Source organism: Nocardia sp. NPDC058058 (genome assembly GCF_042885355.1).
In the GTDB taxonomy this organism is placed as follows: domain Bacteria; phylum Actinomycetota; class Actinomycetes; order Mycobacteriales; family Mycobacteriaceae; genus Nocardia.
Genome location: NZ_JBHVSA010000001.1, coordinates 1026600 through 1050667, shown reverse-complemented (window position 1 = coordinate 1050667; position 24068 = coordinate 1026600). Strand labels below are relative to the sequence as shown.

Annotated in this window: 24 protein-coding genes; 5 read left to right on the top strand and 19 right to left on the bottom strand. The window is 65.5% G+C overall.

Annotation, left to right across the window (positions count from 1 at the left end):
* Positions 1 to 5: 5 nt before the first annotated feature.
* The 11 genes from nuoK to ACFVUS_RS04740 all read right to left on the bottom strand — a co-directional run bounded on the left by nuoK (position 6) and on the right by ACFVUS_RS04740 (position 11338).
* Complete coding sequence (nuoK, locus tag ACFVUS_RS04790; protein WP_067563639.1) at positions 6 to 305, bottom strand: NADH-quinone oxidoreductase subunit NuoK; 300 nt, start codon at positions 303 to 305, stop codon at positions 6 to 8.
* Positions 302 to 1144, bottom strand: a complete 843-nt coding sequence (locus tag ACFVUS_RS04785; RefSeq protein ID WP_387761804.1) for an NADH-quinone oxidoreductase subunit J — start codon at positions 1142 to 1144, stop codon at positions 302 to 304. The genes nuoK and ACFVUS_RS04785 overlap by 4 nt, the downstream gene beginning before the upstream one ends.
* Entirely contained in the window at positions 1144 to 2964 is a 1821-nt protein-coding gene (gene nuoH, locus ACFVUS_RS04780) for an NADH-quinone oxidoreductase subunit NuoH (RefSeq protein WP_387765400.1), read from the bottom strand. Before nuoH ends, ACFVUS_RS04785 begins: the two co-directional genes overlap by 1 nt.
* Positions 2965 to 2974: 10 nt before the next feature.
* Positions 2975 to 5440, bottom strand: coding sequence for an NADH-quinone oxidoreductase subunit G (locus tag ACFVUS_RS04775; RefSeq protein WP_387761803.1), 2466 nt, complete (start codon positions 5438 to 5440; stop codon positions 2975 to 2977).
* Positions 5437 to 6774 carry an NADH-quinone oxidoreductase subunit NuoF gene (gene nuoF / locus ACFVUS_RS04770; protein ID WP_387761802.1) on the bottom strand — a complete coding sequence of 446 codons (1338 nt, stop codon included), beginning with the start codon at positions 6772 to 6774 and terminating at the stop codon, positions 5437 to 5439. The genes ACFVUS_RS04775 and nuoF overlap by 4 nt, the downstream gene beginning before the upstream one ends.
* Positions 6771 to 7463 carry an NADH-quinone oxidoreductase subunit NuoE gene (nuoE, locus tag ACFVUS_RS04765; protein ID WP_387761801.1) on the bottom strand — a complete coding sequence of 231 codons (693 nt, stop codon included), beginning with the start codon at positions 7461 to 7463 and terminating at the stop codon, positions 6771 to 6773. Before nuoE ends, nuoF begins: the two co-directional genes overlap by 4 nt.
* Positions 7460 to 8788 carry an NADH dehydrogenase (quinone) subunit D gene (gene nuoD, locus ACFVUS_RS04760; RefSeq protein WP_387761800.1) on the bottom strand — a complete coding sequence of 443 codons (1329 nt, stop codon included), beginning with the start codon at positions 8786 to 8788 and terminating at the stop codon, positions 7460 to 7462. The genes nuoE and nuoD overlap by 4 nt, the downstream gene beginning before the upstream one ends.
* Positions 8788 to 9603: an NADH-quinone oxidoreductase subunit C gene (locus tag ACFVUS_RS04755; RefSeq protein ID WP_387761798.1), complete on the bottom strand. Its 816-nt coding sequence runs from the start codon at positions 9601 to 9603 to the stop codon at positions 8788 to 8790. Before ACFVUS_RS04755 ends, nuoD begins: the two co-directional genes overlap by 1 nt.
* The gene (locus ACFVUS_RS04750; protein ID WP_330180717.1) at positions 9600 to 10154 is read right to left on the bottom strand and encodes an NADH-quinone oxidoreductase subunit B family protein; all 555 of its coding nucleotides are present in this window, start codon (positions 10152 to 10154) and stop codon (positions 9600 to 9602) included. The genes ACFVUS_RS04755 and ACFVUS_RS04750 overlap by 4 nt, the downstream gene beginning before the upstream one ends.
* 74 nt (positions 10155 to 10228) lie before the next feature.
* Positions 10229 to 10609, bottom strand: a complete 381-nt coding sequence (locus tag ACFVUS_RS04745) for an NADH-quinone oxidoreductase subunit A (RefSeq protein ID WP_364634516.1) — start codon at positions 10607 to 10609, stop codon at positions 10229 to 10231.
* A 318-nt stretch (positions 10610 to 10927) separates the two neighbouring features.
* On the bottom strand, positions 10928 to 11338 hold the full coding sequence (locus ACFVUS_RS04740; RefSeq protein ID WP_387761796.1) for a hypothetical protein: 411 nt from the start codon (positions 11336 to 11338) through the stop codon (positions 10928 to 10930).
* Between the two features lie 198 nt (positions 11339 to 11536).
* Between ACFVUS_RS04740 and ACFVUS_RS04735 the strand changes: the two genes are divergently transcribed.
* On the top strand, positions 11537 to 12907 hold the full coding sequence (locus tag ACFVUS_RS04735) for a dihydrolipoyl dehydrogenase family protein (RefSeq protein ID WP_387761795.1): 1371 nt from the start codon (positions 11537 to 11539) through the stop codon (positions 12905 to 12907).
* Positions 12908 to 12995: 88 nt separating this feature from the next.
* Positions 12996 to 13424 carry a CBS domain-containing protein gene (locus ACFVUS_RS04730; RefSeq protein ID WP_387761794.1) on the top strand — a complete coding sequence of 143 codons (429 nt, stop codon included), beginning with the start codon at positions 12996 to 12998 and terminating at the stop codon, positions 13422 to 13424.
* Here ACFVUS_RS04730 and ACFVUS_RS04725 read toward each other — a convergent pair.
* Complete coding sequence (locus ACFVUS_RS04725; protein ID WP_387761793.1) at positions 13413 to 14411, bottom strand: zinc-binding alcohol dehydrogenase family protein; 999 nt, start codon at positions 14409 to 14411, stop codon at positions 13413 to 13415. The genes ACFVUS_RS04730 and ACFVUS_RS04725 overlap by 12 nt on opposite strands.
* Entirely contained in the window at positions 14411 to 14983 is a 573-nt protein-coding gene (locus ACFVUS_RS04720) for a winged helix-turn-helix transcriptional regulator (protein ID WP_387761792.1), read from the bottom strand. The genes ACFVUS_RS04725 and ACFVUS_RS04720 overlap by 1 nt, the downstream gene beginning before the upstream one ends.
* 92 nt (positions 14984 to 15075) lie before the next feature.
* On the opposite strand from ACFVUS_RS04720, the gene ACFVUS_RS04715 reads away from it, so the two are divergent.
* Positions 15076 to 16287 (top strand): pyridoxal phosphate-dependent aminotransferase, encoded by a 1212-nt coding sequence (locus ACFVUS_RS04715; RefSeq protein WP_387761791.1) that lies wholly within the window; start codon positions 15076 to 15078, stop codon positions 16285 to 16287.
* 108 nt (positions 16288 to 16395) lie between these two features.
* Positions 16396 to 16854 carry a VOC family protein gene (locus tag ACFVUS_RS04710; protein WP_387761790.1) on the top strand — a complete coding sequence of 153 codons (459 nt, stop codon included), beginning with the start codon at positions 16396 to 16398 and terminating at the stop codon, positions 16852 to 16854.
* Between the two features lie 60 nt (positions 16855 to 16914).
* On the opposite strand, the gene ACFVUS_RS04705 is transcribed toward ACFVUS_RS04710, so the two are convergent.
* The 6 genes from ACFVUS_RS04705 to tsaA form a co-directional block, all read right to left on the bottom strand.
* Complete coding sequence (locus tag ACFVUS_RS04705) at positions 16915 to 17307, bottom strand: DUF4352 domain-containing protein (protein ID WP_387761789.1); 393 nt, start codon at positions 17305 to 17307, stop codon at positions 16915 to 16917.
* Positions 17308 to 17648: 341 nt separating this feature from the next.
* Positions 17649 to 18833: an MFS transporter gene (locus tag ACFVUS_RS04700; protein WP_387761788.1), complete on the bottom strand. Its 1185-nt coding sequence runs from the start codon at positions 18831 to 18833 to the stop codon at positions 17649 to 17651.
* 115 nt (positions 18834 to 18948) lie between these two features.
* Positions 18949 to 19428: a MarR family winged helix-turn-helix transcriptional regulator gene (locus ACFVUS_RS04695; protein ID WP_387761787.1), complete on the bottom strand. Its 480-nt coding sequence runs from the start codon at positions 19426 to 19428 to the stop codon at positions 18949 to 18951.
* Between the two features lie 3 nt (positions 19429 to 19431).
* Positions 19432 to 21195 (bottom strand): MFS transporter, encoded by a 1764-nt coding sequence (locus ACFVUS_RS04690; protein WP_387761786.1) that lies wholly within the window; start codon positions 21193 to 21195, stop codon positions 19432 to 19434.
* A 150-nt stretch (positions 21196 to 21345) separates the two neighbouring features.
* Entirely contained in the window at positions 21346 to 21654 is a 309-nt protein-coding gene (locus ACFVUS_RS04685; RefSeq protein WP_387761785.1) for a hypothetical protein, read from the bottom strand.
* 58 nt (positions 21655 to 21712) lie between these two features.
* Positions 21713 to 22123, bottom strand: a complete 411-nt coding sequence (gene tsaA, locus ACFVUS_RS04680; RefSeq protein WP_387761784.1) for a tRNA (N6-threonylcarbamoyladenosine(37)-N6)-methyltransferase TrmO — start codon at positions 22121 to 22123, stop codon at positions 21713 to 21715.
* A gap of 122 nt (positions 22124 to 22245) precedes the next feature.
* On the opposite strand from tsaA, the gene ACFVUS_RS04675 reads away from it, so the two are divergent.
* Positions 22246 to 23979: an Imm49 family immunity protein gene (locus ACFVUS_RS04675; protein ID WP_387761783.1), complete on the top strand. Its 1734-nt coding sequence runs from the start codon at positions 22246 to 22248 to the stop codon at positions 23977 to 23979.
* Positions 23980 to 24068: the final 89 nt, after the last annotated feature.

Below are 24068 nucleotides of genomic sequence, written 5' to 3'. Positions count from 1 at the left end.
CCATGTCAGTACCGCAGCAGATTCGCATCGTCGACCGAGGTCGAGCGGCGGGCACGGAAGATGGTCATGATGATGGCCAGGCCGACCACGACCTCGGCGGCGGCGACCACCATGGTGAAGAAGGCGAACACCTGCCCGTCCAGATTGGCGTGCAGCCGGGCGAAGGTGACGAAGGCCAGGTTGACCGCATTGAGCATGAGCTCGATGCACATGAACACCACGATCGCGTTGCGCCGCACCAGGACTCCGGCGGCGCCGATGGTGAAGAGCAGGGCGGAGAGATACAGATAGTTGTCCGGGTTCACCGCAAGCCTTCCTCGGGAGAATCGTTGCCGTCTTCGCCGCTCGATGCGTGGGCACCGCCGTTGCCGACGGTCCGCACCACGGCTTCCTCATGGGCGCGATTGCGGCGATGCCGCAGAATGCTGCTGACCGAGAGCTCCTCGAAGGAGCCGTCCGGCAGTCGAGCCGGGGCGTCGACGGCATTGTGGCGGGCGTACACGCCGGGCGTCGGCAGCGGCGTGACCCGCTTACCGTCCCGGAAGCGTTCCTTGGACAGCGTGCGCTGATCGGTGCGCGGTCCGAACTTCTCCCGGTGCGCGAGCACCATCGCGCCGATGGTGGCGGTGATGAGCAGCGAACCGGTCAGCTCGAACGCCCACACGTAGCGCACGAACAGCAGTTCGGCGAGCGCGCCGATGGCGTCGTTACCGCCCAGTCCCGGACCGGTCTCGGCCACGCTGGTCTCGTTCATACCGCGGGCGACCGCGGCGATGACCAGCATGCCGAAGCCGATGCCGACGATCAGCACGGCGATCCGCTGCCCGCGCAACGTCTCGCGCAGCGATTCCGAGGAGTCGACACCGACCAGCATGAGCACGAACAGGAACAGCATCATGACCGCGCCGGTGTAGACGACGATCTGCACGATGCCAAGGAACAGCGCGTTCTGGGCGATGTAGAACGCCGAGAGCGTGATCATGGTGGCGGCCAGGCAGAGCGCGGAGTGCACGGCCTTGCGGGCGCACACCATGCCGAGCGCGCCCGCCACCGCGACCACCGAGAGAATCCAGAACTGCACGGCCTCACCGGTGGAGGTGTGCGTGACCAGCTGCGGGGCAGGCTGGGCCAGGAGCGAGAGCACTACTTCTTCCCTCCTTCTACGCCAGCGAGTTCGCTTGGCGCACCGGGGACTTCACCGCGGTAGTAGGAGCCCTCGTCCGCACCCGGATACATGGCGTGCGGTGCGGGGGCCATACCCGGCTCCATCGGCGCGAGCAGATTCTTCTTCTCGAGAATGAGGTCGGCGCGATTGTCATCGGCCAGCTCGTACTCGTTGGTCATGGTCAGCGCCCGCGTCGGGCACGCCTCGATGCACAGGCCGCAGCCGATGCAGCGCAGGTAGTTGATCTGGTAGACGCGGCCGTAGCGCTCACCGGGTGAGAAACGCTCTTCCTCGGTGTTGTCCGCGCCTTCGACGAAGATCGCGTCCGCCGGGCAGGCCCACGCGCACAGCTCGCAGCCGATGCACTTCTCGAGTCCGTCCGGATGCCGATTGAGCTGGTGCCGACCGTGATAGCGCGGCTGGGTCGGAGTCTTGACCTCCGGGTACAGCTCGGTGTTCGGCTTCTTGAACATGGTCGCGGCGGTGACATAGAAGCCACCGAGCGGCTCCAGCAGACCGGGCTTCTGCACCGGCGCGCTCGCCTCGGCGGGCATCGGCGGTACCGGGAAGTCCGAATACGCCGTTGTCGCATCGGCATCCGGCGCGGCCTTGTTCCGATCATCGCCCGCGTGACCGGCCTTGAGCACCAATCCGAGCAGCAGTGCCGCGATGACGATGCCGCCGATGATCATGCCCGGCGTCTGGACGTGAATGCCCTCGTTCTGCAGCGCCCGCAGCGTGGCCACGTACATGACCCACGCCAGCGATACCGGGATCAACAGCTTCCAACCGAGATTCATGAACTGGTCGTAGCGCAGACGCGGCAGCGTGCCGCGCAACCAGATGAAGACGAACAGGAAGCCCCACACCTTGGCGGTGAACCACAGCATGGGCCACCAGCCGGTGTTCGCGCCCGCCCACAGGCTGATCGGGAACGGCGCGTGCCAGCCGCCGAAGAACAGCGTGGTGGCCAGCGCGGAAACCGTTGCCATGTTGATGTATTCGGCCATCATGAACATGGCGAACTTGAGCGAGGAGTATTCGGTGTGGAAACCGCCGACCAGTTCGCCCTCGGCCTCGGGGAGGTCGAAGGGCGCGCGGTTGGTCTCACCGACCATGGACACCGCGTAGATCAGGAACGACGGCAGCAGCAGGAAGACGTACCAGGTGCCGAACTGCGCGCGCACGATATCCGAGGTGGCCATCGAGCCCGAGAGCAGAAACACCGCCGCGAAGCACAGCGCCATGGCGATCTCGTAGGAGATCACCTGCGCGGTGGAGCGCAGCCCGCCCAGCAGCGGGTAGGTGGACCCGGAAGCCCAGCCCGCCAACACGATTCCGTACACGCCCACCGAGGCCATGGCCAGGACGTAGAGCACACCCACCGGCATATCGGTGAGCTGCAACGGCGTGCGATGTCCGAACATGGACACCTCGGGGCCGAACGGGATCACCGCGAACGCCATCACGGCCGGGATCAGCGAAATGATCGGCGCGAGAATGAAGATCGGCTTATCCACGATGGCCGGGATGATGTCCTCTTTGAGGAGCATCTTCACGCCGTCGGCGATCGATTGCAGTGATCCGCGCGGGCCGACCCGGTTGGGGCCGACGCGCATCTGCATGAACGCCACGATCTTTCGTTCGGCGTACACCGCGAGCATCGGGATCAGCAGCAGGAAGACGAAGATGCCGATCGATTTGATCAGCACCAGCCACCACGGATCGTGGCCGAACACGCTCAGCGTGCCGGCGGCCGGTGCCGGCCCCGCGGCCTGGGGCACCGTGGCCGCCCACATCGATACGAGCTCACTCACGGTGGTCCTCCCGACGGATGCGCACGAGGTGGCCGGGTGTGGTGCCGAGCTGCACCAGCACATCGGCCCCGGGGGAATTCATGGGCAGCCATACGACCCGGTCCGGCATGTCGGTGATGACCAGCGGGAGGGTGATATGACCGTGATCGTTGCCGACCGTCACCGGATCGCCCGTGGTGGCGCCGATTTCGGCCGCGGTGACGTGCGAGAGCCGCACCACCGGCGTCCGGGCGGTGCCCGCCAGGTTGGGCTCACCGTCCTGCAACCGTCCGCGGTCGATGAGCATGCGCCACGCGGACAGGATCGCGGTGCCCGAGGTGGGCTGGGCGATCGGCTGCGGACGATGCGCCGGGGTAGGGGCGGCTGGACCGTCCCACGCACCCAGATCCGCCAATTCCGCACGGGCACTGGAGACATCGGGCAGGCCGAGGCGAATGCCCATCTCCTGTGCGATGGCGTCCAGCACCCGATGTTCCGGCATGGGCGCGGCCTCGCGGCGCACGGTGGAATCGCGCAGGGCGGCATCGAACTGGCGGTGCCTGCCCTCCCAGGTGAGGAAGGTGCCCGCCTTCTCCATGGCCGAGGCCACCGGGAACACCACATCGGCGCGCTCACTGATATCGCTGGCCCGAAGTTCCAGGCTCACAACGAAACTCGCGGCGTCGATGGCGGCCAGCGCGGCATGCGGATCCGGCATATCGCCGACCTCGACACCGCCGATGAGCAGTGCGCCCAGCGTCGGCGCGGCGGCCAGGATGGCGGCGGTATCGCGACCCGGATTCATCGGCAGCTCGTCCACGCCCCAGGCGTCGATGAGCTGGTGCCGCGCAACGGGATCCGCGACCGGGCGGCCACCCGGGAGCAGCACGGGCAGCGCGCCCGCTTCGAGCGCGCCACGCTCACCGGCACGGCGCGGGATCCACGCCAGCGCGGCCCCGGTGTCATCGGCGAGGCGGGCGGCGGCGGATACGCCGCCGGGGATTCCGCCGAGCCGCTCACCGACCAGGATGAGCGCACCGGGCTCACGCAGCATGGTGGCGATATGGTGCAGATGGCCGGGAGCCACTGCGACGGAATCGGTTTCGCCGGTGCGAATGGCTTCCAGCAGATGCGGTTCCCCACCGGGGGTGGTGGGCAGCAGGGTGCCGTTCATGCGCTGCAAACCGCGCGAGGTGTACGGCGCGAGCGAATAGACCTCGGTGCCGTTCTTGCGGGCGGCCTTGCGCAATCGCACGTAAACCATCGGCGATTCCTCTTCGGCTTCGAAGCCGATGAGCAATACGATCGGGGCACGTTCCAGCGCGGCGTAATCGACCGTGATGCCTTGTCCGGCAACACGTGCCGCCAGGAAGTCCGCCTCCTCCGCCGAATGTTCCCGGGATCGGAAGTCGATATCGTTGGTGGCCAGCCCGACTCGCGCGAACTTGGAGTACGCGTACGCGTCCTCCAGGGTGACGCGCCCGCCGACCAGCACACCCGCGTTGCCGCGCGCCGCGGCCAGCCCACGCGCGGCGTGCGCGATGGCCTCGGACCACGAGGCGGGTTGCAGGGTGCCGTCCCAAGTGCGCACCAGCGGGGTGGTGAGCCGATCCCGCTCGGTCGCGTACTGGAAGGCGAACCGGCCCTTATCGCAGTTCCATTCCTCGTTCACCTGCGGATCGTCACCGGCCAAGCGGCGCATGACCTTTCCGCGCCGATGATCGGTGCGCTGGGCACAGCCGGAGGCACAGTGCTCGCACACCGCCGGGCTGGACACCAGATCGAAGGGCCGCGCCCGGAAGCGGTAGGTGCTGCCGGTGAGCGCGCCCACCGGGCAGATCTGCACGGTATTGCCGGAGAAGTAGGAGTCCATCGGCTCCCCGGCGGCGATCCCGACCTGTTGCAGCGCACCGCGATCCATCAGTTCGATGAACGGATCACCGGCAACCTGCTGGGAGAAGCGGGTACAGCGCGCACACAGCACGCAGCGCTCGCGGTCCAGCAGAATCGCCGAGGACAGCGGAATCGGCTTGGGATAGGTCCGCTTCTCACCGTCGAATCGCGATTCGGCCCGCCCGGTGGACATGGCCTGATTCTGCAACGGGCATTCGCCGCCCTTATCGCACACCGGGCAGTCCAGGGGGTGATTGATGAGCAGCAGCTCCATCACACCCTCCTGTGCCTTCTCCGCGGCAGGCGAGGACATCTGGGTGTGAATCACCATGCCCTCGGCCACCGTCTGGGTGCAGGAGGCAACCGGCTTACGCTGGCCCTCCACCTCGACCAGGCACTGGCGGCACGCGCCGACCGGATCGAGCAGCGGGTGATCGCAGAAACGCGGGATCTGCACGCCGATCAGCTCGGCCGCACGGATCACCAGCGTCCCCACCGGCACGGAAACCGTGGTGCCGTCGATGATCACGCTCACCATATCGGTGGGCGTGACTCCGCTGGCATTGGAATTGGCTATCGCGGTCATCGCTCTCCTTGCGCCCAGGCGGTGGACCGGGCCGGGTCGAACGGGCATGCGCCGAGGCGGATGTGCTCGACGTACTCGTCGCGGAAGTACTTGAGGGAGGAGAAGATCGGGCTCGCCGCGCCGTCGCCGAGGGCGCAGAAGGATTTGCCGTTGATGTTGTCGGCGATATCCATGAGCTTGTCCAGGTCGGTCTCGTGACCGGTGCCCTTCTCCAGTCGATCGAGCAGTTGGACCAGCCAGTACGTGCCCTCGCGGCAGGGGGTGCACTTACCGCAGGATTCGTGGGCGTAGAACTCGGTCCAGCGCAGCACGGCGCGCACCACGCAGGTGGTGTCGTCGAAGATCTGCAATGCCTTGGTGCCGAGCATCGAACCCGCGGCGGCGACACCCTCGTAGTCGAGGGGGACGTCGAGGTGCTCGTCGGTGAAGATCGGGGTGGAGGATCCGCCCGGGGTCCAGAACTTCAGGGTGTGGCCAGCGCGGACGCCGCCGGCGTGAGTCAGCAACTCGCGCAGCGTGATTCCGAGGGCCGCCTCATACTGCCCCGGTCGCGTCACGTGACCCGAGAGCGAGTAGAGAGTGAACCCCGGCGACTTCTCGCTGCCGAAAGACCGGAACCAATCCACGCCATTGGCGAGGATGGACGGCACGGAGGCAATGGATTCCACATTGTTGACCACGGTCGGGCAGGCGTACAGACCAGCCACGGCCGGGAACGGCGGACGCAGGCGCGGCTGACCGCGACGGCCTTCCAGGGAATCCAGCAGCGCGGTTTCCTCACCGCAGATGTACGCGCCCGCACCGGCGTGCACGACGATATCGAGGCTGTAGCCCGAGCCCTGGATGTTCTCGCCGAGATACCCTGCGGCATAGGCCTGTTCGACCGCCGCCTGCAAACGCCGCAGCACCGTCACGACCTCACCGCGCACGTAGATGAACGCGTGCGAGGCGCGAATCGCGTAGGAGGCGATGATGACGCCCTCGATGAGGGTGTGCGGGCTCGCCAGCATGAGCGGAATGTCCTTGCAGGTACCCGGTTCCGACTCATCGGCATTGACCACCAGGTAGTGCGGTTTGCTCACCCCGTCCGGGCCGGGGCCCTGCGGAATGAAACCCCACTTCATACCGGTCGGGAAGCCCGCGCCGCCGCGACCGCGCAGACCGGAGTCCTTGACGGTGGCGATGACCTCGTCGGGCTGCATGCGCAGTGCCTTGGGCAGACCGCGGTAACCGCCCTGGCTGCGATACGCCGTCAGGGTCCAGGAATCGGGTTCACCCCAGTACTTGGACAGCACCGGTGTCAGTCCGCGCGGGGCGGCCTGGGTCTGCGTCACTTCCCGCCTCCGTTCGAATCCTGTTCGGCCGCATGCAGACCCGCGAGGGTGGCGGGTCCGGGTGCGCCATCGGTGGCACCGGGGCGCGCATCCGGGTAGCCCGCGAGAATGCGTGCCGTCTCGCGGAAGGTGCACAGCGGGATACCGCTGCGCGAACCCGTCACCTGATCACCCTTGCGCAGCGAATCCACCAGGCCGCGAGCCGATTCCGGCGTCTGGTTGTCGAAGAACTCCCAATTCACCATGACAACGGGTGCGTAATCGCACGCCGCGTTGCACTCGATGTGCTCCAGCGTGACCGCGCCGTCGGCGGTGGTCTCACCGTGCTTGATCCCCAAGTGCCGCTTCAGTTCTCCGAAGATCTCATCGCCGCCCATGACCGCGCACAGCGTGTTGGTGCACACCCCGACGTGGTAGTCGCCGGTGCGCCCGCGCCGGTACATGGAGTAGAAGGTGGCGACCGCGGTCACCTCGGCATCGGTCAATCCCAGTTGCTCGGCGCAGAATTCGATGCCGGTGCCCGAGACATAGCTCTCCACCGATTGCACGAGATGCAGCAGGGGAAGCAGTGCCGAACGCGGATGCGGATACCGCGCGATGATCTCCTTGGCCTCCAACTGGAGCCGGTCGTGCACCTCCTGCGGATACGGGATGGGGCGCACGGTCAGATTGAGCAGAATCTCTGTCATCGATCAACACCACCCATAACCGGATCGATACTGGCCACCGCGGCGATGACGTCGGCGAGCAGCCCGCCCTCGCACATCGCCGCCACCGCTTGCAGATTCGTGAACGAGGGGTCGCGGTAGTGCACCCGGTACGGCCGGGTGCCGCCGTCGCTGATCATGTGCACGCCGAGCTCACCGCGCGGTGATTCGACGGCCGTGTACACCTGGCCGGGTGGAATGCGCAGCCCCTCGGTCACCAGTTTGAAGTGGTGGATCAGCGCTTCCATGGAGGTGCCCATGATCTTGCCGATGTGCTGCGGCGAATTGCCCAGGCCGTCCGGCCCCAGCTGCAAATCGGCAGGCCATGCGATCTTCTTGTCCGCCACCATGATCGGGCCCGGTCGCAGTTTGTCCAGGCACTGTTCGACGATCTTGAGCGACTCCTTCATCTCGTTGACACGGATGAGGTAGCGGCCGTAGCAGTCGCAGCCGGTATCGGTCTGGACATCGAATTCGTATGTCTCGTAACCGCAGTACGGCTGGGCCTTGCGCAGATCGTGGGGGAGTCCGGTCGAGCGCAGCACCGGGCCGGTGATGCCCAGCGCCATACAACCGGTCAGATCCAGAATGCCGACATTGCGGGTGCGGGCCTTCCAGATCGGGTTCTCGTTGAGGAGAAGTTCCATATCCCGCAGGCGCTTGGGGAGCAGGTCCAGCAGTTCGCGCACCTTGGCGACGCCGTCGTCGGGCAGGTCCTGCGAGACGCCGCCGGGCCGGACGTAGGCGTGATTCATGCGCAGACCGGTGATGTTCTCGAAGACGTCCAGGATCAGTTCGCGCTCGCGGAAGCCGAACAGCATGGGCGTGAGCGCGCCCAGCTCCATACCGCCGGTGGCCAGGGCCACCAGATGCGAGGAGATGCGGTTGAGCTCCATGAGCATGACGCGAATGACGCTGGCGCGCTCGGGAATATCGTCGGTGATGCCGAGCAGCTTCTCCACGCCCAGGCAGTACGCCGTCTCATTGAAGAACGGCGACAGGTAGTCCATGCGCGTGACGAAGGTGACGCCCTGCACCCAGCTGCGGTATTCGAGATTCTTCTCGATACCGGTGTGCAGGTAGCCGATGCCGCAGCGGGCCTCGGTGACCGTCTCGCCCTCGATCTCCAGAATCAGACGCAGCACCCCGTGTGTACTGGGGTGCTGTGGGCCCATATTCACGACTATGCGTTCCTCGGCGGCCCCATCGAGGGCGGCGGAGATCTCGTCCCAGTCATTGCCGCCGACGGTGATGACGCGCTCGGGGCGCTCGCCGGTCTGGGGACGTTCGATGTCTGTGTCGTGCATTAGTGGTACGCCCTCCGCTCGTCGGGCGGCGGGATACGCGCACCCTTGTACTCGACCGGGATCCCGCCCAGCGGGTAGTCCTTGCGCTGGGGGTGACCGCGCCAGTCGTCGGGCATCGAAATCCTGGTCAGCGACGGGTGACCGTCGAACAGGATGCCGAAGAAGTCATAGGTCTCGCGCTCGTGCCAATCCGTGGTGGGGTACACGGAGTAGAGCGAGGGCAGGTGCGGATCGGCGTCGGGTACCGAAACCTCCAGGCGCACACGGCGATTGTGTGTGATGGAGTTCAGGTGATACACCGCGTGCAATTCGCGTCCGGCGTCCTCGGGGAAGTGCGCGCCGTTCACGCCCAGGCACAGTTCGAAGCGCAGGGCCTCGTGATTGCGCAGCGTCAGCGCCACCACCGGCAGGTGCTCGCGCCGCACGTGCAGGGTGAGTTCGTCACGGAAGACGATGATCTTCTCGATGGCGTCCTCGAAACGGCTCTGCGTACCCGCGAGCGCGTCGTGCAGCACGGCGACCAACTCGTCGAAGTAGCCGCCGTAGGGCGGCGCGCTGCCGCCGGGCAGGCTGATCGTGCGCACCAGGCGGCCGTAGCCGGAGGTGTCGCCGGTACCGGTGACACCGAACATGCCCTTGCGCACGCCGATGACCTCATCCGCCGGTGCGGCGGATTCGGTTGGCGTGGGCTCGATTTCGCCTGCGGCGAGCTGTTCGGCCACCGGTTCGGGCTCGGGCGCCTGATTGGATTCCCCGGGTGCTTTCACGGCTTCCTCCGGAGGGCTTTCGGTGCCGGTCGGACCATCGAACGTCATCGCAACAGCCCCTTCATCTGAATGGTGGTGGGGCTGGCGAGGGCGGCGGCCTCGGCGGCGCGCACGGCTTCCTCACGATTGACGCCGAGCGGCATTTCCTGAATCTTCTCGTGCAGCTTCAGGATCGCGTTCAACAGCATCTCCGGGCGCGGCGGGCAGCCGGGCAGGTAGATGTCCACCGGCACGATGTGATCCACACCCTGCACGACGGCGTAGTTGTTGAACATGCCGCCCGAGGATGCGCACACACCCATGGCCAGCACCCATTTCGGTTCGGTCATCTGGTCGTAGACCTGGCGCAGGACGGGGGCCATCTTCTGGCTCACCCGTCCGGCGACGATCATCAGATCGGCCTGGCGCGGCGAGGCGCGGAACGCCTCCATACCGAAGCGGGCGATATCGAAACGCCCACCGCCCGTTGCCATCATCTCGATCGCGCAGCAGGCCAAGCCGAATGTCGCGGGCCACAGCGAACTCTTGCGCAGATAGCCGGCCAAATCTTCCACCGTGCTCAGCAGGAATCCGCTGGGCAGTTTCTCCTCGAGACCCATGTCGAACTACATCTCCCGGATCGGAACACCCCGCACGGGGCGAGGTGTTCTGGTTGGAATCCCCTGTGTGCGGCTCAGTCCCAGCTGAGCCCGCCTCGCCTCCACTCGTAGGCGTAGGCCACCGAGACGTTGAAGATGAACAGCGCCATCGCCGCCAGCCCGAACAGGCCGAGCGAATCGAAATGCACAGCCCACGGGTAGAGGAAGACGATTTCGATGTCGAAGATGATGAACAACATGGCGGTGAGGTAGTACTTCACCGGAAAGCGTTGTCCCGCACCATTTCCCGGACCGCCGCCGACGGCGTGCGGGGTCGGCTCGATACCGCACTCGTACGCTTCGAGTTTGGCGCGGTTATAGCGCTTGGGGCCGATCATGGCCGCAAGCAGAACGGAGAACACCCCGAACGCGGCTGCTACCGCGCCGAGGACAAGCGTCGGCACCTCGATATTCACAACAGCACTACCCCTCCTGCGGACTGACGCGTGTGGACGGCAGCTGCCGAGGCGGGCTGACATCGTTGTCTGCCGGGCCAGTCACACCAGGGCACCACTCGTCGAGGGCGCGGACTTCGGGGGACTGACGCGGCGGCTTCATTGATACCGGGGCCCGCGCTCGTGTGAGCTACGGCACAGCCTACAACTCAGACGAGAACATACATGACGTTTCGCGACGGTGTTTGATCGAATTCGGAACGGTCTTTCATGACCGATTCGACGGAATCGCGAATGTCACGTGACACAGATTTCCCCAGGTGACGGGGAGCGGAAAGATCAGGCCGCGGAACGGTTCCGGAGTACGCCGAGCACGGCGTCGGTCAACCGGATCGGATCGAGCGGATGCGATACCGCGGCCTCGGCCCGCGACCAGTTCGCCAGCCACACATCATCCGGGCGGCCGGTCAGGACCACGATCGGCGGGCAGTCCGCGATCTCGTCCTTCAACTGTTTGGCCAGGCCCAGGCCACCGGTCGGCGCGGATTCGCCGTCCAGAATGGCCACGTCGAGCTCACGGGCGTCCATGCGCTCGATGACAATCGGACCGGTGGCCACCTCGATGTATTCGATCGGGGGCAGGGCCGGATCGGGGCGTCTGCCCAGAGCCAGCATCACCTGCCTCCGAGTATCGGCGTCACTGCTGTATACGAGAACCCGCAACGCGGCGGGACGCTTCGGTTCGGCCACGCACCGGATGGTACGGGTTAGGTATGAGTGCTGGTGGCAGGTTCGCCGGAATCCCTCCGCGCGTCGCGACGAAACTCCGGCGGATGGGGCGGGCCCGCCGAAGTATTACCGGACCGGGACGAGTCGGCGGGGCAGGTGTTGCCAAGTGCACGAGCGCATTAACGTCGGACGGGACCGCCGCCGAACGAAAGAGGAGCCATGCCTGCCGAAGCCGTGGATGTAGTCGTGATCGGAATGGGGCCGGGCGGTGAGGATCTGGCGACGCGGCTGGTGCGCGCCGGGCTGAATGTCATCGGTGTCGACGGTCGGCTCGTCGGCGGTGAATGCCCGTACTACGCGTGCGTTCCGACCAAGGCGATGGTGCGCGCGGCCGGGGCGCTGGCCGAGGCGCGGCGGGTGGGCGAACTCGCGGGATCGGCTGTGGTGACACCGGATTGGACGCCGGTCGCCGAGCGGATTCGCGATGAGATCACCGACAACTGGGATGACACCGCCGCGGTCGTGAAATTCGAGAAGGCGGGCGGCCACTTCGTGCGCGGCTGGGGCCGGATCAGCGCACCCGGCGAAGTCACCGTCGCGACCTCGGACGGCGATCGGGTCTTTCGGGCGGGCCGGGCGATCGTGCTGAATCCCGGTACCTCGCCGCAGGTTCCACCGCTGCCCGGTCTTGCCGAAACTCCGTACTGGACCAATCGCGAAGCCGTCGCGGTCACCGAGGTGCCCGAATCGCTCATCGTCATGGGCGGCGGTCCGGTGGGAGTCGAGTTCGCGCAGGTGTTCTCGCGCTTCGGTGCGAAGGTCACCGTGATCGCCAGTCATCTGGTGCCGCAGAACGAACCGGAAGCGGGTGAGTTGCTGGCGCAGGTCTTCGAATCCGAGGGCATCGCGGTGCACAGCGGCCACGGCACGGCGGTCAGCCATGACGGTTCGCGATTCACGGTCGAGCTCGACAGCGGCGATCCGGTCAGCGCCCAGCAGTTGTTGATCGCCACCGGCCGTCGAATCGATTTGTCCGCCTTGGGCATCGGGGCCATCGGGCTGGATGAATCCGCGCACAGCATCACCGTGGATGAGCGCCTGCGCGCCGCCGAGGGCGTCTGGGCCATCGGCGATGTGGTGGGTCACGGCGCCTTCACCCATATGTCGATGTACCACTCGCGCATCGCGGCGGGCGATATTCTCGGCGATTCCGATGAAACCGCCGAATATCACGCGGTCGCGCATGTCACCTTCACCGATCCGGAAATCGGCGGTGTGGGTATGACCGAAGCCCAGGCGCGCAAGGCGGGTCTGAATGTCCGCACCGGTTTCACCGAACTGCCGAATTCCACCCGCGGCTGGCTGCACAAGACCGGTAATGCGGGTTTCATCAAACTCGTCGAAGACGCGGATCGCGGCATTCTGGTCGGAGCCACGTCAGTGGGGCCTGACGGCGGCGAAGTTCTCGCCGTATTGACTCTCGCGGTGCACGCGAAGGTGCCGACCAGTACTTTCCGCCGAATGATCTTCGCCTACCCCACATTCCATCGCGCCGTCGAAGCCGCGCTGGATGCACTGTCTGCCAGTTAGGTTTCGACGCACAAAACGTTGCTGTTCACTCGCTCGTGAACGCGCCATCCTGAGAGGCATCGATGGTTCGAGCAATTGGCGGTGGCATATGCGAATCTCCGAAATCCTGCGTCGCAAGGGGCCCGATGTGGTCACTGTTGCACCCGATGCAACAGTGCGGGAATTGATCAGAGTGTTGGCCGAGAAGAATGTCGGCGCGGTGGTGGTGTCCGACGATGGTGAGCACATTGTCGGCATCGCCTCCGAACGCGATGTGGTCCGCCGCCTACACAGCATCGGCGCCGGCCTACTCGACCGTCCGACATCGGAGATCATGACCGCGGTGGTACACACCTGCGCACCCGAGGACCGCGTCGAATCCCTCAACGAAACCATGACCGAACACCGCGTCCGCCACCTCCCCGTCCTCCAGGACGGCCTCATGGTCGGAATAGTCAGCATCGGCGACGTAGTGAAAAGCCAAATCTCCGAACTGGAAACCGAACGCGAACACCTGGTCCGCTACCTACACGGCTGAGAAGTCGGATACGGCCAGAACGGTCTTCGGCGGCGCGGTCCGCTGTTCGAGCGCGCGATGCACCTCGGCGACCTCATCCAGCGGAACCACCGCCAGACCGTTCTGCACCAGAATTCCGCGGTGCGCGAGATCGGCCACCGCGGCGAGCACCGTCCGGATGCGATCCGGAATCCGATGCGCGACACCGCCCAAACTCAGACCCATCAGCTGGCGGGTGCCGTGCCAGGCCGAATCGGTGGATACCACCGGATCGTCCCCACTGGCATTACCCAGGATGACGTGCCGACCGAACGGCGCGAGCAGCTCCCACGCCCGCGTGCGCAGCTCACCGCCGACCGCGTCGACCACCACATCGACCCCGCGTCCGCCGGTCACCTCGCCGACCGTCCGCTCCAGCAGATCTGCGGGGGTCAGGTGGATCCACGTCCCGGGCTTGTCGAGCGCCTTCGCCCTACCACTCGCCACCGCGATAACCGTTCCCACCGGGCTGATCTCGGCCAATCGCCGAGTCATGGCACCGACCCCGCCACCACCCAGTACCAGCACGCTGTCCGAAGTATCGACGCGAGCGAGATCATGCAGCGCCATCCACGCGGTGACACCGTTGATCAGCACCGCGGCCGTCATCGCCAAATCGGCATCGGCGGGCAGCGGAATCACCATGCTGCTGTGCGCGACCGCGAATTCGGCATACCCACCCGCCCGCGGTCCCCGGCCGAAGTCATTGAGCAGCGCGGCCACCCGCTGTCCGGGATGGAAACCGGCGACACCCGCCCCGACCCGATGCACGCGGCCGGTGATCTCCAACCCCGGCACCGACGGCGCGGGGAGATCGAAAACCCCGGAGCGAAACAGTGTGTCGACGAAACCGACTCCGGCATAGGCCACTTCGATGACCAGCTCACCCGCGCCCGGAGCGGGTTCGGCGATCTCGGCGGTGCGCAACGCCTCCGCCGGTCCGGGGGTCTCGACCACTATCGCCCGCATTACCGTGACATCTCCTCCGTGAGAGTTCTTGCCCCCGTTGCCACTTCGGTGGCGGTGGCCAGATCGAGGTGCAACTCCAGATCCGAGGCGGCAGCGGGGCCGTCGTGATGGGTGATGCCGTTCTCGGTTACCTCATAGTGCAGCACGGTCTCGCCGATGTGCACGGTGGCCGTTCCCGCGGGCAGGATCCGGGCGATCGCGCGGCCCAGGGGGAGGGCGAACCAGTGGGCGCGTACCGCGTCGGTGGGGCGGCGGTCGCCGAGATGGGCTGTGCCCCAATCGGACAGCGCGTCCAGTGCGGGGCGCAGGGCCATGCCGGTGGGGGTGAGTTCGTACAGCGCGGTGGCGGCGCGGGGGCCGGCTTTGCCCCGGGTGAGGATGTTGTCGCGTTCGAGTTCCTTGAGGCGGGCGGCCAGGACGTCGGTGCTGATGCCGGGGAGGTCGGCGAACAGGTCGCTGTAGCGGCGGGGGCCGGAACAGAGTTCGCGGACGATCAGGAGGTTCCAGCGGTCGCCGACTATGTCGAGGGCGCGGCTGACGGCGCAGTAGTGGTCGTAGCTTCGGCGGGGCACGGGTCTACTGTAACTTCTAACTTGGAAAAACAAAGTGCAAACTTGGAATTTCCAAGTAAGGTATGCCGCAAGCGCATTCAGAAGGGACTTCCATGCAGGTCAAGCAGTCGAGCAAGCTGTCGGGTGTGTCGTATGAGATCCGCGGGCCGGTGGCTGAGCATGCGGCACGGCTGGAGGCGGAGGGTCATCATGTGGTGAAGCTCAATACCGGCAACCCGCTGCCCTTCGGGTTCGAGGCGCCTGCGGAACTGCTGCACGACATGGTGCGGAACCTGCCAGTTTCCAGCGGGTACTCGTCATCGAAGGGGCTGCTCTCGGCGCGGCGCGCGGTGGTGCAGTACTACCAGACGCTCGGGGTGACGGGGGTCGATGTCGAAGAGGTGTTCCTCGGCAACGGCGTGTCCGAGCTCATCATGATGGCGATGACGGCGCTGCTGGAGAACGGGGACGAAGTCCTGGTTCCCGCACCGGATTTCCCGCTCTGGACCGCCGCCACGGCGCTCAATGGCGGCAAGCCCGTGCACTACATCTGCGATGAGGGTTCGGACTGGTTTCCGGATGTGGCCGATATCCAATCCAAGGTCACCGATCGCACCCGCGCGATCGTGCTGATCAACCCCAATAACCCGACCGGAGCGGTGTATTCGCCCGAGGTGGTGCGCGAGGTACTCGAGGTCGCGCGGCGGCACAACCTCGTGGTGTTCTCCGATGAGATCTACGACAAGATCCTCTACGACGATCTGCAGCACACCGCCACCGCCTCGCTCGCTCCCGATCTGCTGGTGCTGACCTTCTCCGGACTGTCGAAGTCCTATCGCGCGGCCGGATTCCGCTCCGGCTGGCTGGTGGTCTCCGGTCCGATCGAGCACGCGCAGAACTATCTCGAGGGGCTGACCATGCTCGCGGGGCTGCGGTTGTGCGCGAATGTGCCTGCGCAGCAAGCGATTCAGGCCGCGCTCGGTGGGCACCAGAGCATCTACGATCTCACCCTGCCCGGCGGCCGACTGCGTGAGCAGCGTGATCGCGCGTGGGAGGCGCTCAATACGATTCCGGGCGTCTCGTGCGTGAAGGCCAAGGGCGCGCTGTACGCGTTCCCGCGCATCGACCTCGATATGTACCCGATCCACGATGACGAGCAGTTCGTATTGGATCTGCTGCTCCAGGAGAAGATCCATATCGTGCAGGGCACCGGCTTCAACTGGCCGCGCCCCGATCACTTCCGGATCGTCACCCTGCCGTACGCCGATGACCTGGAGGCGATCATCGAGCGCGTCGGCCGCTTCCTGGCCACCTACAAGCAGTGATCCGGGGCGCGAAAAAGTTTTCGAGAGATCTCCGGGGATACGTCGAGGGGACGTGATTGGCTCCGACCTGTAGGTGAACGCACCGCACCAACACCTCAGGAGCCCATCATGAGCACCACCGTCAACACCTTCCTCTGGTTCGACAACCAGGCCGAGGAGGCCGCCGAGTTCTACACCGGCCTCGTCTCGGACTCCCGCATCCTCGATATCTCCCGCGGCCCCGACGGCACGGCATTCGTCGTCACCCTCGAACTCGCCGGGCACGCGCTGACCCTGCTCAACGGCGGCCCCGGCCACACCTTCACCGATGCCGCCTCACTGCAGGTCGTCGTCGACGGCCAGGACGAGGTCGATCGGCTGTGGGCCGCCTTCACCACCGAAGGCGAGCCCGGCCCATGCGGCTGGCTCACCGACAAGTACGGCTTCTCCTGGCAGATCGTCCCCTCCGGCCTCCCCGCCCTGCTGAGCGGAGCCGAACCGTCCCGCATGATGGCCGTAAACGCCGCGATGCGGACCATGACCAAGATCGACCTCAAGACCCTGCAGGACGCGTACGACAACGCCTGACGCAAACCAACGCAATTCGGCCGGTTCCCCTTGGATCCGGCCGAAGCGTTGTACACCAACCTATTTGAGCGCCACCCGCGCACCGCCCGAGAATGCCGAGTCGTGCAACTCGATCGCCGCCGGAACCGTTCCCTTCGGGACATCGAACGGGATCGACACCGATAACTTGTTCCCCGGGTTGATTTCGGCAGTGAGGCTCGTATTCACGGCCAACTCCGCGGCCGTGTCATTGCTGTACTGCTTTCCCTGATCGTCGATCAGTTTCTGATTATCGCCGAAGTAGCTTTGCGCTTTGTCTCCGGTATTGGTGATATCGACGTGCACGACGACGTACTCGCCCTGCGCGGTCTTGCGCAGAATCTCATTGTCGCCCAACGTCGCAACGGCGGGATCCACCGCGGTGACGATGAAGGCGAACTTGCCGTCCCGCACTTCCGAGCCCGCCGCGGCCACCGACGTGCGCTTATCCTCACTCTTCGACACCTCGTGCGCCGCGGTGCTGAAAATCGCGACGCACCCGCCGAAGAACAGGACGATTACCCCGAGTAGCACCCACGGCCATATCTTTCGTTTCCGCGGCGGCGGTGCGGGATACCCCTGCCCATACATGGGCTGGCCACCCGGAGGCGGGGGCGGGGGTTGTTGAGGATTCGACATGGCACCCTCGATTCACTATCCGGCAAGGGCCGACCCTCCCTTGCAGTGGGATCGATCAATGGTGCCAATTATGAACCGGCACATGAACTCCAACTCGCATTCGGTAAATTGGGTGATCTTTGTGGCACGAATCGTCGCTAATAGGCCAACTTTTCGGACAAATCGCATAAGCAAATGACCAGTACTGCGATTGCGATGGCACCGCCGGAGATCAGGACGGTTGATGGGGAGGTGCGGTCGAGTAGTACGCCGCCTGCCAGGGCGCCGGCGCAGAAAGTGGCTTGGAACGAGGCGGTGAACAGGACCGAGGACACTTCGCCGCTGTTCGGGGATGCCGCGGCGAACCAGGTTTGCAGAATGACCGGGATGCCGCCGTATCCGATGCCCCAGATGATCAGTAGGGCGGCCGCGCCGGATTCCCAGCGGCCGAGCACCGGAAGCAGCAGTAGGGCGAGCGCCATGAGGGCCGCGGCTGCGCCGAGGGCGCCGCGCGGACTGCGGGCAATGAGGTTGCCGCCCAAGAAGTTTCCGGCGATGCCTGCGATTCCGTAGATCAGCAGTAGGGCGGTGACGCTGCCGACGCCGGTGACCTGTTCGAGAAATGGTGTCACGTAGGTGTAGGTCCCGAATTGGGCCGTGACGATGAGAACCGTTGCGAGCAAGGCGAACCGGGCGCCGGGGGCGGTCAGGCCCGTGCGCAGTGTCGACCAGCCGAGATCCTGATGCGCGGGTAGTGCGGGGACGGCGAGGGCGAGCAGTGCCAGCACCGCTGCCGACAGGACGCCCAGCACCACGAACGCGGCTCGCCATCCGGCGATATCTCCGACGAACGTCCCTACCGGGACACCCAGCACCGAACCCAGCGGCACCGCGGCGAAGATCACCGTCGTCGCTCGCGCCGCGGCTTCCGGCGGCACCAGCCTGCTCGCCAATCCCGCTGCGATGGACCAGTATCCGCCGATGGTGATTCCGAGCAGCACCCGGGAAGCCAGCACCATCCAGAACGCCGGGGCGATGGCCGCGATCAGATTGGCCGCCACCAACAGGAGGGTGCAGACGATGAGCAGGCGTTTGCGGTCGACCCGTGCTCCCGCGACGCTGACCACCGGGGCCGAGATGGCGGCGAGCAGGCCTGGCATGGTCATCATCAGCCCGGCCATGCCGTCGGACACGGTGAAGTCCGCGCCGATCGAGGTCAGCAAGCCGATCGGCAGAATCTCGGTGGTGACGATCGCGAAGATTCCGAGCATTACCGCGATGACACCGAGCCAGCTGACGAATCCCGGCTTGGCCACGGGAGTGGGTGCGAGAAGTATGGACACGCAGTCCACTTCACCAACCCGATGGTCCGATCACCGGCGGTTCCCGGCCACCATGGTTCGCAGGTTCACCGGGGAGGCGGCGACTCGCGGCCCCCGGTTCACGGTGATCGAGTGGTCAGGGTGAGTCGGGCTGCTGATCCAGTGCTTCGATCAGGGTGCCGAGCGATGACATGAGCGCCTCGCGCTGCGGCTGATCCAGGTTGCCCATCGCGGCGGCGAAGCGCTGGATGCGAGCCGAGGTGAGGCCGGTGACCAGATTGTGGGCCTGATCGGTCGCGCTCAGCAGTTGGGCGCGACCGTCCTCCGGATCAGCTTCGCGGACGATATAGCCCGCCTTCTCCAGACCCGTCACCATGCGGGACATGGTTGGCGCGCTGACCCTTTCGATATTGGCCAGATCGCTGAGCCGCATCGGCCCGCCGCGCGCCACCGAGGCCAGCGCCGACGCCGCGCCGGGGCTGAGCGAACCCAGGTCACCCGAGTGGCGCAGCAGCCGGAGCAGGCGGCCGATGGTGTGGTAGAGCTCGGCCGCCTCGGTCAGCTGATCGGGGTCGGCGACACTCGTGTGCTGATGCAGTGCGGCCTCCTCGATCAAGGGTCAGATTCCCGCGCGGTCGGCTTCGATGAGTTCTTCGGCTTCGTCGGGAGCCTTCCCGCTGCCTGCGAACCAGGATGCCACCGCACCGATCAGCATCATAAGTGCGGCCGCGAGGAACACGACCACCAGACCCGAGTGGAAGGGGCCGGAAATCAAGTGCGGGAAGAACTCCTGGCCGGTCAGCACCTCGGAGTTGACGCCGGGCTTGTCGAGCGTGCCGCTCGGGCCGAGCAGTTCCTTGAACGGGTTGTAGCCCAGGAACGTCGCGAAGAGGCTGCCGACGGGCGGCATATCCGCGATCTGACCCGCCACGGCGGGGGAGACGCCCTGCTCACGCAAGCCGGAATCCATTGCACCGGGCAAGGTTCCGGACAGACCGACGATCATGAGCGAGAAGAACACGCCGATCGAGAGCGCCATACCGCCGTTCATGAGCGTGCCGCGCATACCCGATGCCACACCGCGCTGCGATGCCGGAACCGAGGACATGATCTCGGCGGTGTTCGGCGAGGTGAAGATGCCGGTGCCGAGGCCGTTCAGCAGGATGATCAGCGCGAACAGCCAGTAATTGAAGTCCACCGGAATCACCACGAGCAGCACGAACGTGACCGCCGCCAGCAGCAGACCACCGGCCGCGAAATAGCGTGCGCCGTATTTATCGCTGAGCCAGCCCGAGATCGGGCCCGCCACCAGGAATCCGGCGGTCAACGGCAGCATGTAGATACCGGCCCACAGCGGAGTGGATTCGAAGTCGTACCCGTGCAACGGCAACCAGATGCCCTGCAACCAGATGATCAGCATGAACTGCATGCCGCCGCGGCCGACCGAGGCCATCAGGCCCGCGAGATTGCCGAGTCCGAACGCGCGATTCTTGAACAGCGTCAATTGGAACATCGGCTGTGCGACGCGGGATTCGATGTAGCAGAACAGGACCAGCAGTGCGATACCGCCGAACACCGCGGCCAGCACCAGCGGGTTGTCCCAGCCGGTCTTCGAATCACCGTGCGGCTGAATGCCATACGTGATGCCGGTGAGCAGTGCGGTCAAGCCCAGCGCGAAGGTGATGGTGCCCGGCAGATCCAGCGATCCGGCGGTGCGCATGCCGTTGTCGTGCAGCGACCGGTACGACCAGACGGTGCCCAGGATGCCGAACGGAATGGTGACCCAGAAGATCGCCTTCCAATCCCACTCCGACAGGATGCCGCCGATCAGCAGGCCCAGGAACGAACCGGCAACGGCCGCAACCTGATTGATGCCCAGCGCCACACCACGCCGATTGGCGGGAAACGCGTCGGTGAGGATCGCCGCCGAGTTCGCCATCAACATGGCTCCGCCGACACCCTGCACCACTCGCCAGCCGATCAGCCAGATGGCCCCCGCCCCATGCGTGAACGGATCGAATGACAGCGCGACAGCGCAGATCGTGAACACCACGAACCCGAGGTTGTAGATCTTCACTCGCCCGAACATGTCGCCGAGCCGCCCGAACAGCACCACCAGCACGGCCGAGGTGAGCAGGAAGCCCATGAGCAGCCACAGCAGATAGCTGACATTCCCGGGTTCCAGCGGATTCAGATCGATGCCACGGAAGATCGCCGGCAGCGAGATGATGACGATCGAGGAGTTGATGGTCACCATCAACATGCCCAGGGTGGTGTTCGACAACGCCACCCACTTGTAATGCGGATGATCGCGATCCACCCGGAGCCGCCTCCGAATGGTCTGGACATCACCGCTGTCGAGGTCGGTGGTCGGCGCACCCATGCAGAGCCTCCAAAACTGTATCGAACGAACTCGTCCAATATAGTTGCATAAGGCTAACTAACGAAATGGTGACGTGTCCCACTGGCCGGATCGTCCCCGGGACATGGGTGAATAGCGCGGTGACGGCACCGCGCTAGGAGCTCGACGATGTCAGAGCGTGAGTTGTTCGGATTGCCAGTCGCGGCCGAACAGCGACAGCTGGGGTGAGGCGGACTCGGCGTCGGTGTTGAGGCTGCGTAGGCAGCGGACGCAGGTGACGGCGGCTCGGGTGGGCTGCAATGCCGAGGGGGACCAACCGGCGACTCCGGTGTGGCACAACAGTTCCGGGACTTCTTCGGTGCCGAACCAGGTTCCCAGGCCGACCGCGTGCACGGTGCGGCCGTTGCGGACGATGGCGTGGACTCCGGGGTCGCCGAATTTCGCCCGTGCGGTTGCGGCCAAGGGGGCGATATCGGTCATGACCAGGACCATACGGACGCCCTACGACAAACTACGACAACTTCGCCGTGGGGACGCGCTATCGCTGGTCTATCGGACCCAGGACGGGCTTGATATCCAGCACCGGGGTGCCGTCGACCGCTTCCAGATCGCGGACTCGCACCCGGGTGCCGTCGATCGACACGATCGTGACGGTGTGCAATCCGATCGGGTTGGGGCGATGCGGCGACCGCGTCGCGAAGACGCCGGTTTCGGAGCGGGTGCGGTCGCCGCGCGGGTATACGACCAATTGGTCGCGCGCGGCGCGGTCGAGCCAGGTGAGGACGATGATTTCCGCACCGGCGCTCAGGCCGGTCAGCGCCGGGGCGAATTCGTCCGCCAGCGCCAGATCGCAGTCGGGTGCGCCTTCATCGCCCTGGCGTGGCGCCGCGTCGAGATCGGTCAGCGGGGACTCCACCCGGCCGATGGGACGCACTACCGGATCCGTCATGGTCGATACCTCTCGTTCGGTTTCCGATCTCGATCTTGTCACCACCGATCACGAAGCAGCGCAACATCTTCGAAGATTCGCGGCGAGCGCTAGGCTGTGTCGCCGCACAAAGGAGATGGAGCGTGGAGTTCCCCCTGTACGGCGTCGCCGATGATCGCGTCGACGCCGCACTGACCGATATTGATCGCCGAATCTGGCAGTCCTGGTACACGATTCGATATGACGCCCGGGATCCGGTCACGGAGTGGTGGGGGATGGTCGACGCACTGCTGGATTACGTCGGAGCCGGATCGACCAGAGATCGCGATCTGCGCGCCGAATCCGCGCGCGTCGCGATGCGCACCGCCGCCGAAGCCGCTTTCGGTGCAATCTGTTTGGAGCGGTGGCCCAGCGGCGACCAGGACATTCGATTGCTGATGATCAATGAGGCGATCTCCTCGGAGAGTCGGGATTTCCACTATCTGAGTGACAGCATCCCGCCGGTGTCCCGGTGGATGGAGGCTTTCTGGTTGATGATCCTGGGCGGAGTGGTATCGCATCAGGGCGCGGTGCTCGTCGAGGATCACGCGCCGGAGGTGGCCGACGCCTGCGGTGAGAGCGTCAATGGGCTGATCGTGACGGCGCTGTCCGAGTACATCGGCGGACCGTTTCCGGAGTCCTATATAGGCCTCCCACCGGCCGCTGTCCGCGCACATCACCTCGATCGCCTGGCCGCCGCACCGATCACCGCGGGGTCGGAAGCCGGGATGCTGCGGGCGCTCTTGGCCGATGACGAAGCGGCTTTCGAACATGAGCGAGAGAGCTGGCTGGCCTGGCATCGCGCGGAGTTCGGCGCCGATCCGGAGCCCCGCGACCTGCTGCCACTGCCCGTGCTGGGGTTGACCGCGCTGGCCGTGCACGCACACGGCTGGCGCGCACAGGCGGACTCCGGCTGGCTGCCTGCCGGACTTCCCATCGAGATCGATGGCGTCCCCACCGTACTGACCGTCTCGGTTCCGGCGCATCCGGGCGAACGACGGAGTACGTCCGAGCTCGCACGAACCCTGAAACATCTTGTCGCCGACGCCATCTCGAATCTGGCGCGATCACCCCGTTCCATCTTCTCGGCATTCGAGTTGGCGGAGCTTTCGCTTCGAGCACAGTGCGCTGCCTACTCACCCGGTGACAGCCCGCACGACGCGCGACTGGCGGCCGTGCACGCGTTGCAACTGGGCTGCGCGATGTTCGAACTCACCGCACACACCGACGGCGTCGTCGAATGCGAGATAGCCGGACAAATCCACCTCATTCCCGCACTCGGTCCGTCCTCGGAACAAACGGTCCAGCACTGGATCACCACGTTCTATCTCGGGCTGATCTGCACGGATCCGCTACGGTTGCACCACCTTTCATACATCCCGGTCGACTCCCTGCGCTCACCACGCGCCTTCGAGGAGGAGTTCTACTTCCGCTGGGTACGAGCGCTGCAAACCTGGTTCGAAGATGACCCCGAATGGGCCGTGAAACTGGGCGAGGCGATCACCCAATCCAAACCCGAAATCGCGACAACCATCCCACCCGACTACCTCAACCTCATCCTCTACCAGCCCATCAACCTCTTCCACGCCCTGCACCGCAAAGACGAACGCGCCTTCAACGACACCCTGACCCGCGCCCTACGCCTACACCGCGACTACTGGTCCGACAAAGAACCCCCCGAAACCATGGACCCCGACCTCGCCCTGGGCCTACTCGCCATCGCCTGCCTCGCCCAGGACTGCGGCCACACCATCACCGTGAAATCCGACTACCTCCCACCCGTTCTGCTACAGCGAGACTGGCCGCACGACTACGGAATCGGGACTGCGGGGCAATGAAATTCGAGAATCCACCGATCACGAAGGTGCACAGCATCTTCGAACATCGCATCGGACGCTACGCTGTATCGCCACACAAAGGAGATCGA

Bases quoted from the DNA above. Each gene is read 5' to 3' on its own strand.
- ACFVUS_RS04775 (WP_387761803.1), bottom strand. From the start codon at position 5,440: ATGACCGCGATAGCCAATTCCAATGCCAGCGGAGTCACGCCCACCGAT.
- ACFVUS_RS04690 (WP_387761786.1), bottom strand. From the start codon at position 21,195: ATGGGTGCGCCGACCACCGACCTCGACAGCGGTGATGTCCAGACCATT.
- nuoH (WP_387765400.1), bottom strand. From the start codon at position 2,964: ATGTGGGCGGCCACGGTGCCCCAGGCCGCGGGGCCGGCACCGGCCGCC.
- nuoE (WP_387761801.1), bottom strand. From the start codon at position 7,463: ATGACAGAGATTCTGCTCAATCTGACCGTGCGCCCCATCCCGTATCCG.
- tsaA (WP_387761784.1), bottom strand. From the start codon at position 22,123: ATGACGGATCCGGTAGTGCGTCCCATCGGCCGGGTGGAGTCCCCGCTG.
- ACFVUS_RS04725 (WP_387761793.1), bottom strand. From the start codon at position 14,411: ATGCGGGCGATAGTGGTCGAGACCCCCGGACCGGCGGAGGCGTTGCGC.
- nuoD (WP_387761800.1), bottom strand. From the start codon at position 8,788: ATGCACGACACAGACATCGAACGTCCCCAGACCGGCGAGCGCCCCGAG.
- ACFVUS_RS04730 (WP_387761794.1), top strand. From the start codon at position 12,996: ATGCGAATCTCCGAAATCCTGCGTCGCAAGGGGCCCGATGTGGTCACT.
- ACFVUS_RS04685 (WP_387761785.1), bottom strand. From the start codon at position 21,654: ATGACCGATATCGCCCCCTTGGCCGCAACCGCACGGGCGAAATTCGGC.
- ACFVUS_RS04715 (WP_387761791.1), top strand. From the start codon at position 15,076: ATGCAGGTCAAGCAGTCGAGCAAGCTGTCGGGTGTGTCGTATGAGATC.
- ACFVUS_RS04735 (WP_387761795.1), top strand. From the start codon at position 11,537: ATGCCTGCCGAAGCCGTGGATGTAGTCGTGATCGGAATGGGGCCGGGC.
- ACFVUS_RS04755 (WP_387761798.1), bottom strand. From the start codon at position 9,603: ATGACGTTCGATGGTCCGACCGGCACCGAAAGCCCTCCGGAGGAAGCC.
- ACFVUS_RS04710 (WP_387761790.1), top strand. From the start codon at position 16,396: ATGAGCACCACCGTCAACACCTTCCTCTGGTTCGACAACCAGGCCGAG.
- ACFVUS_RS04750 (WP_330180717.1), bottom strand. From the start codon at position 10,154: ATGGGTCTCGAGGAGAAACTGCCCAGCGGATTCCTGCTGAGCACGGTG.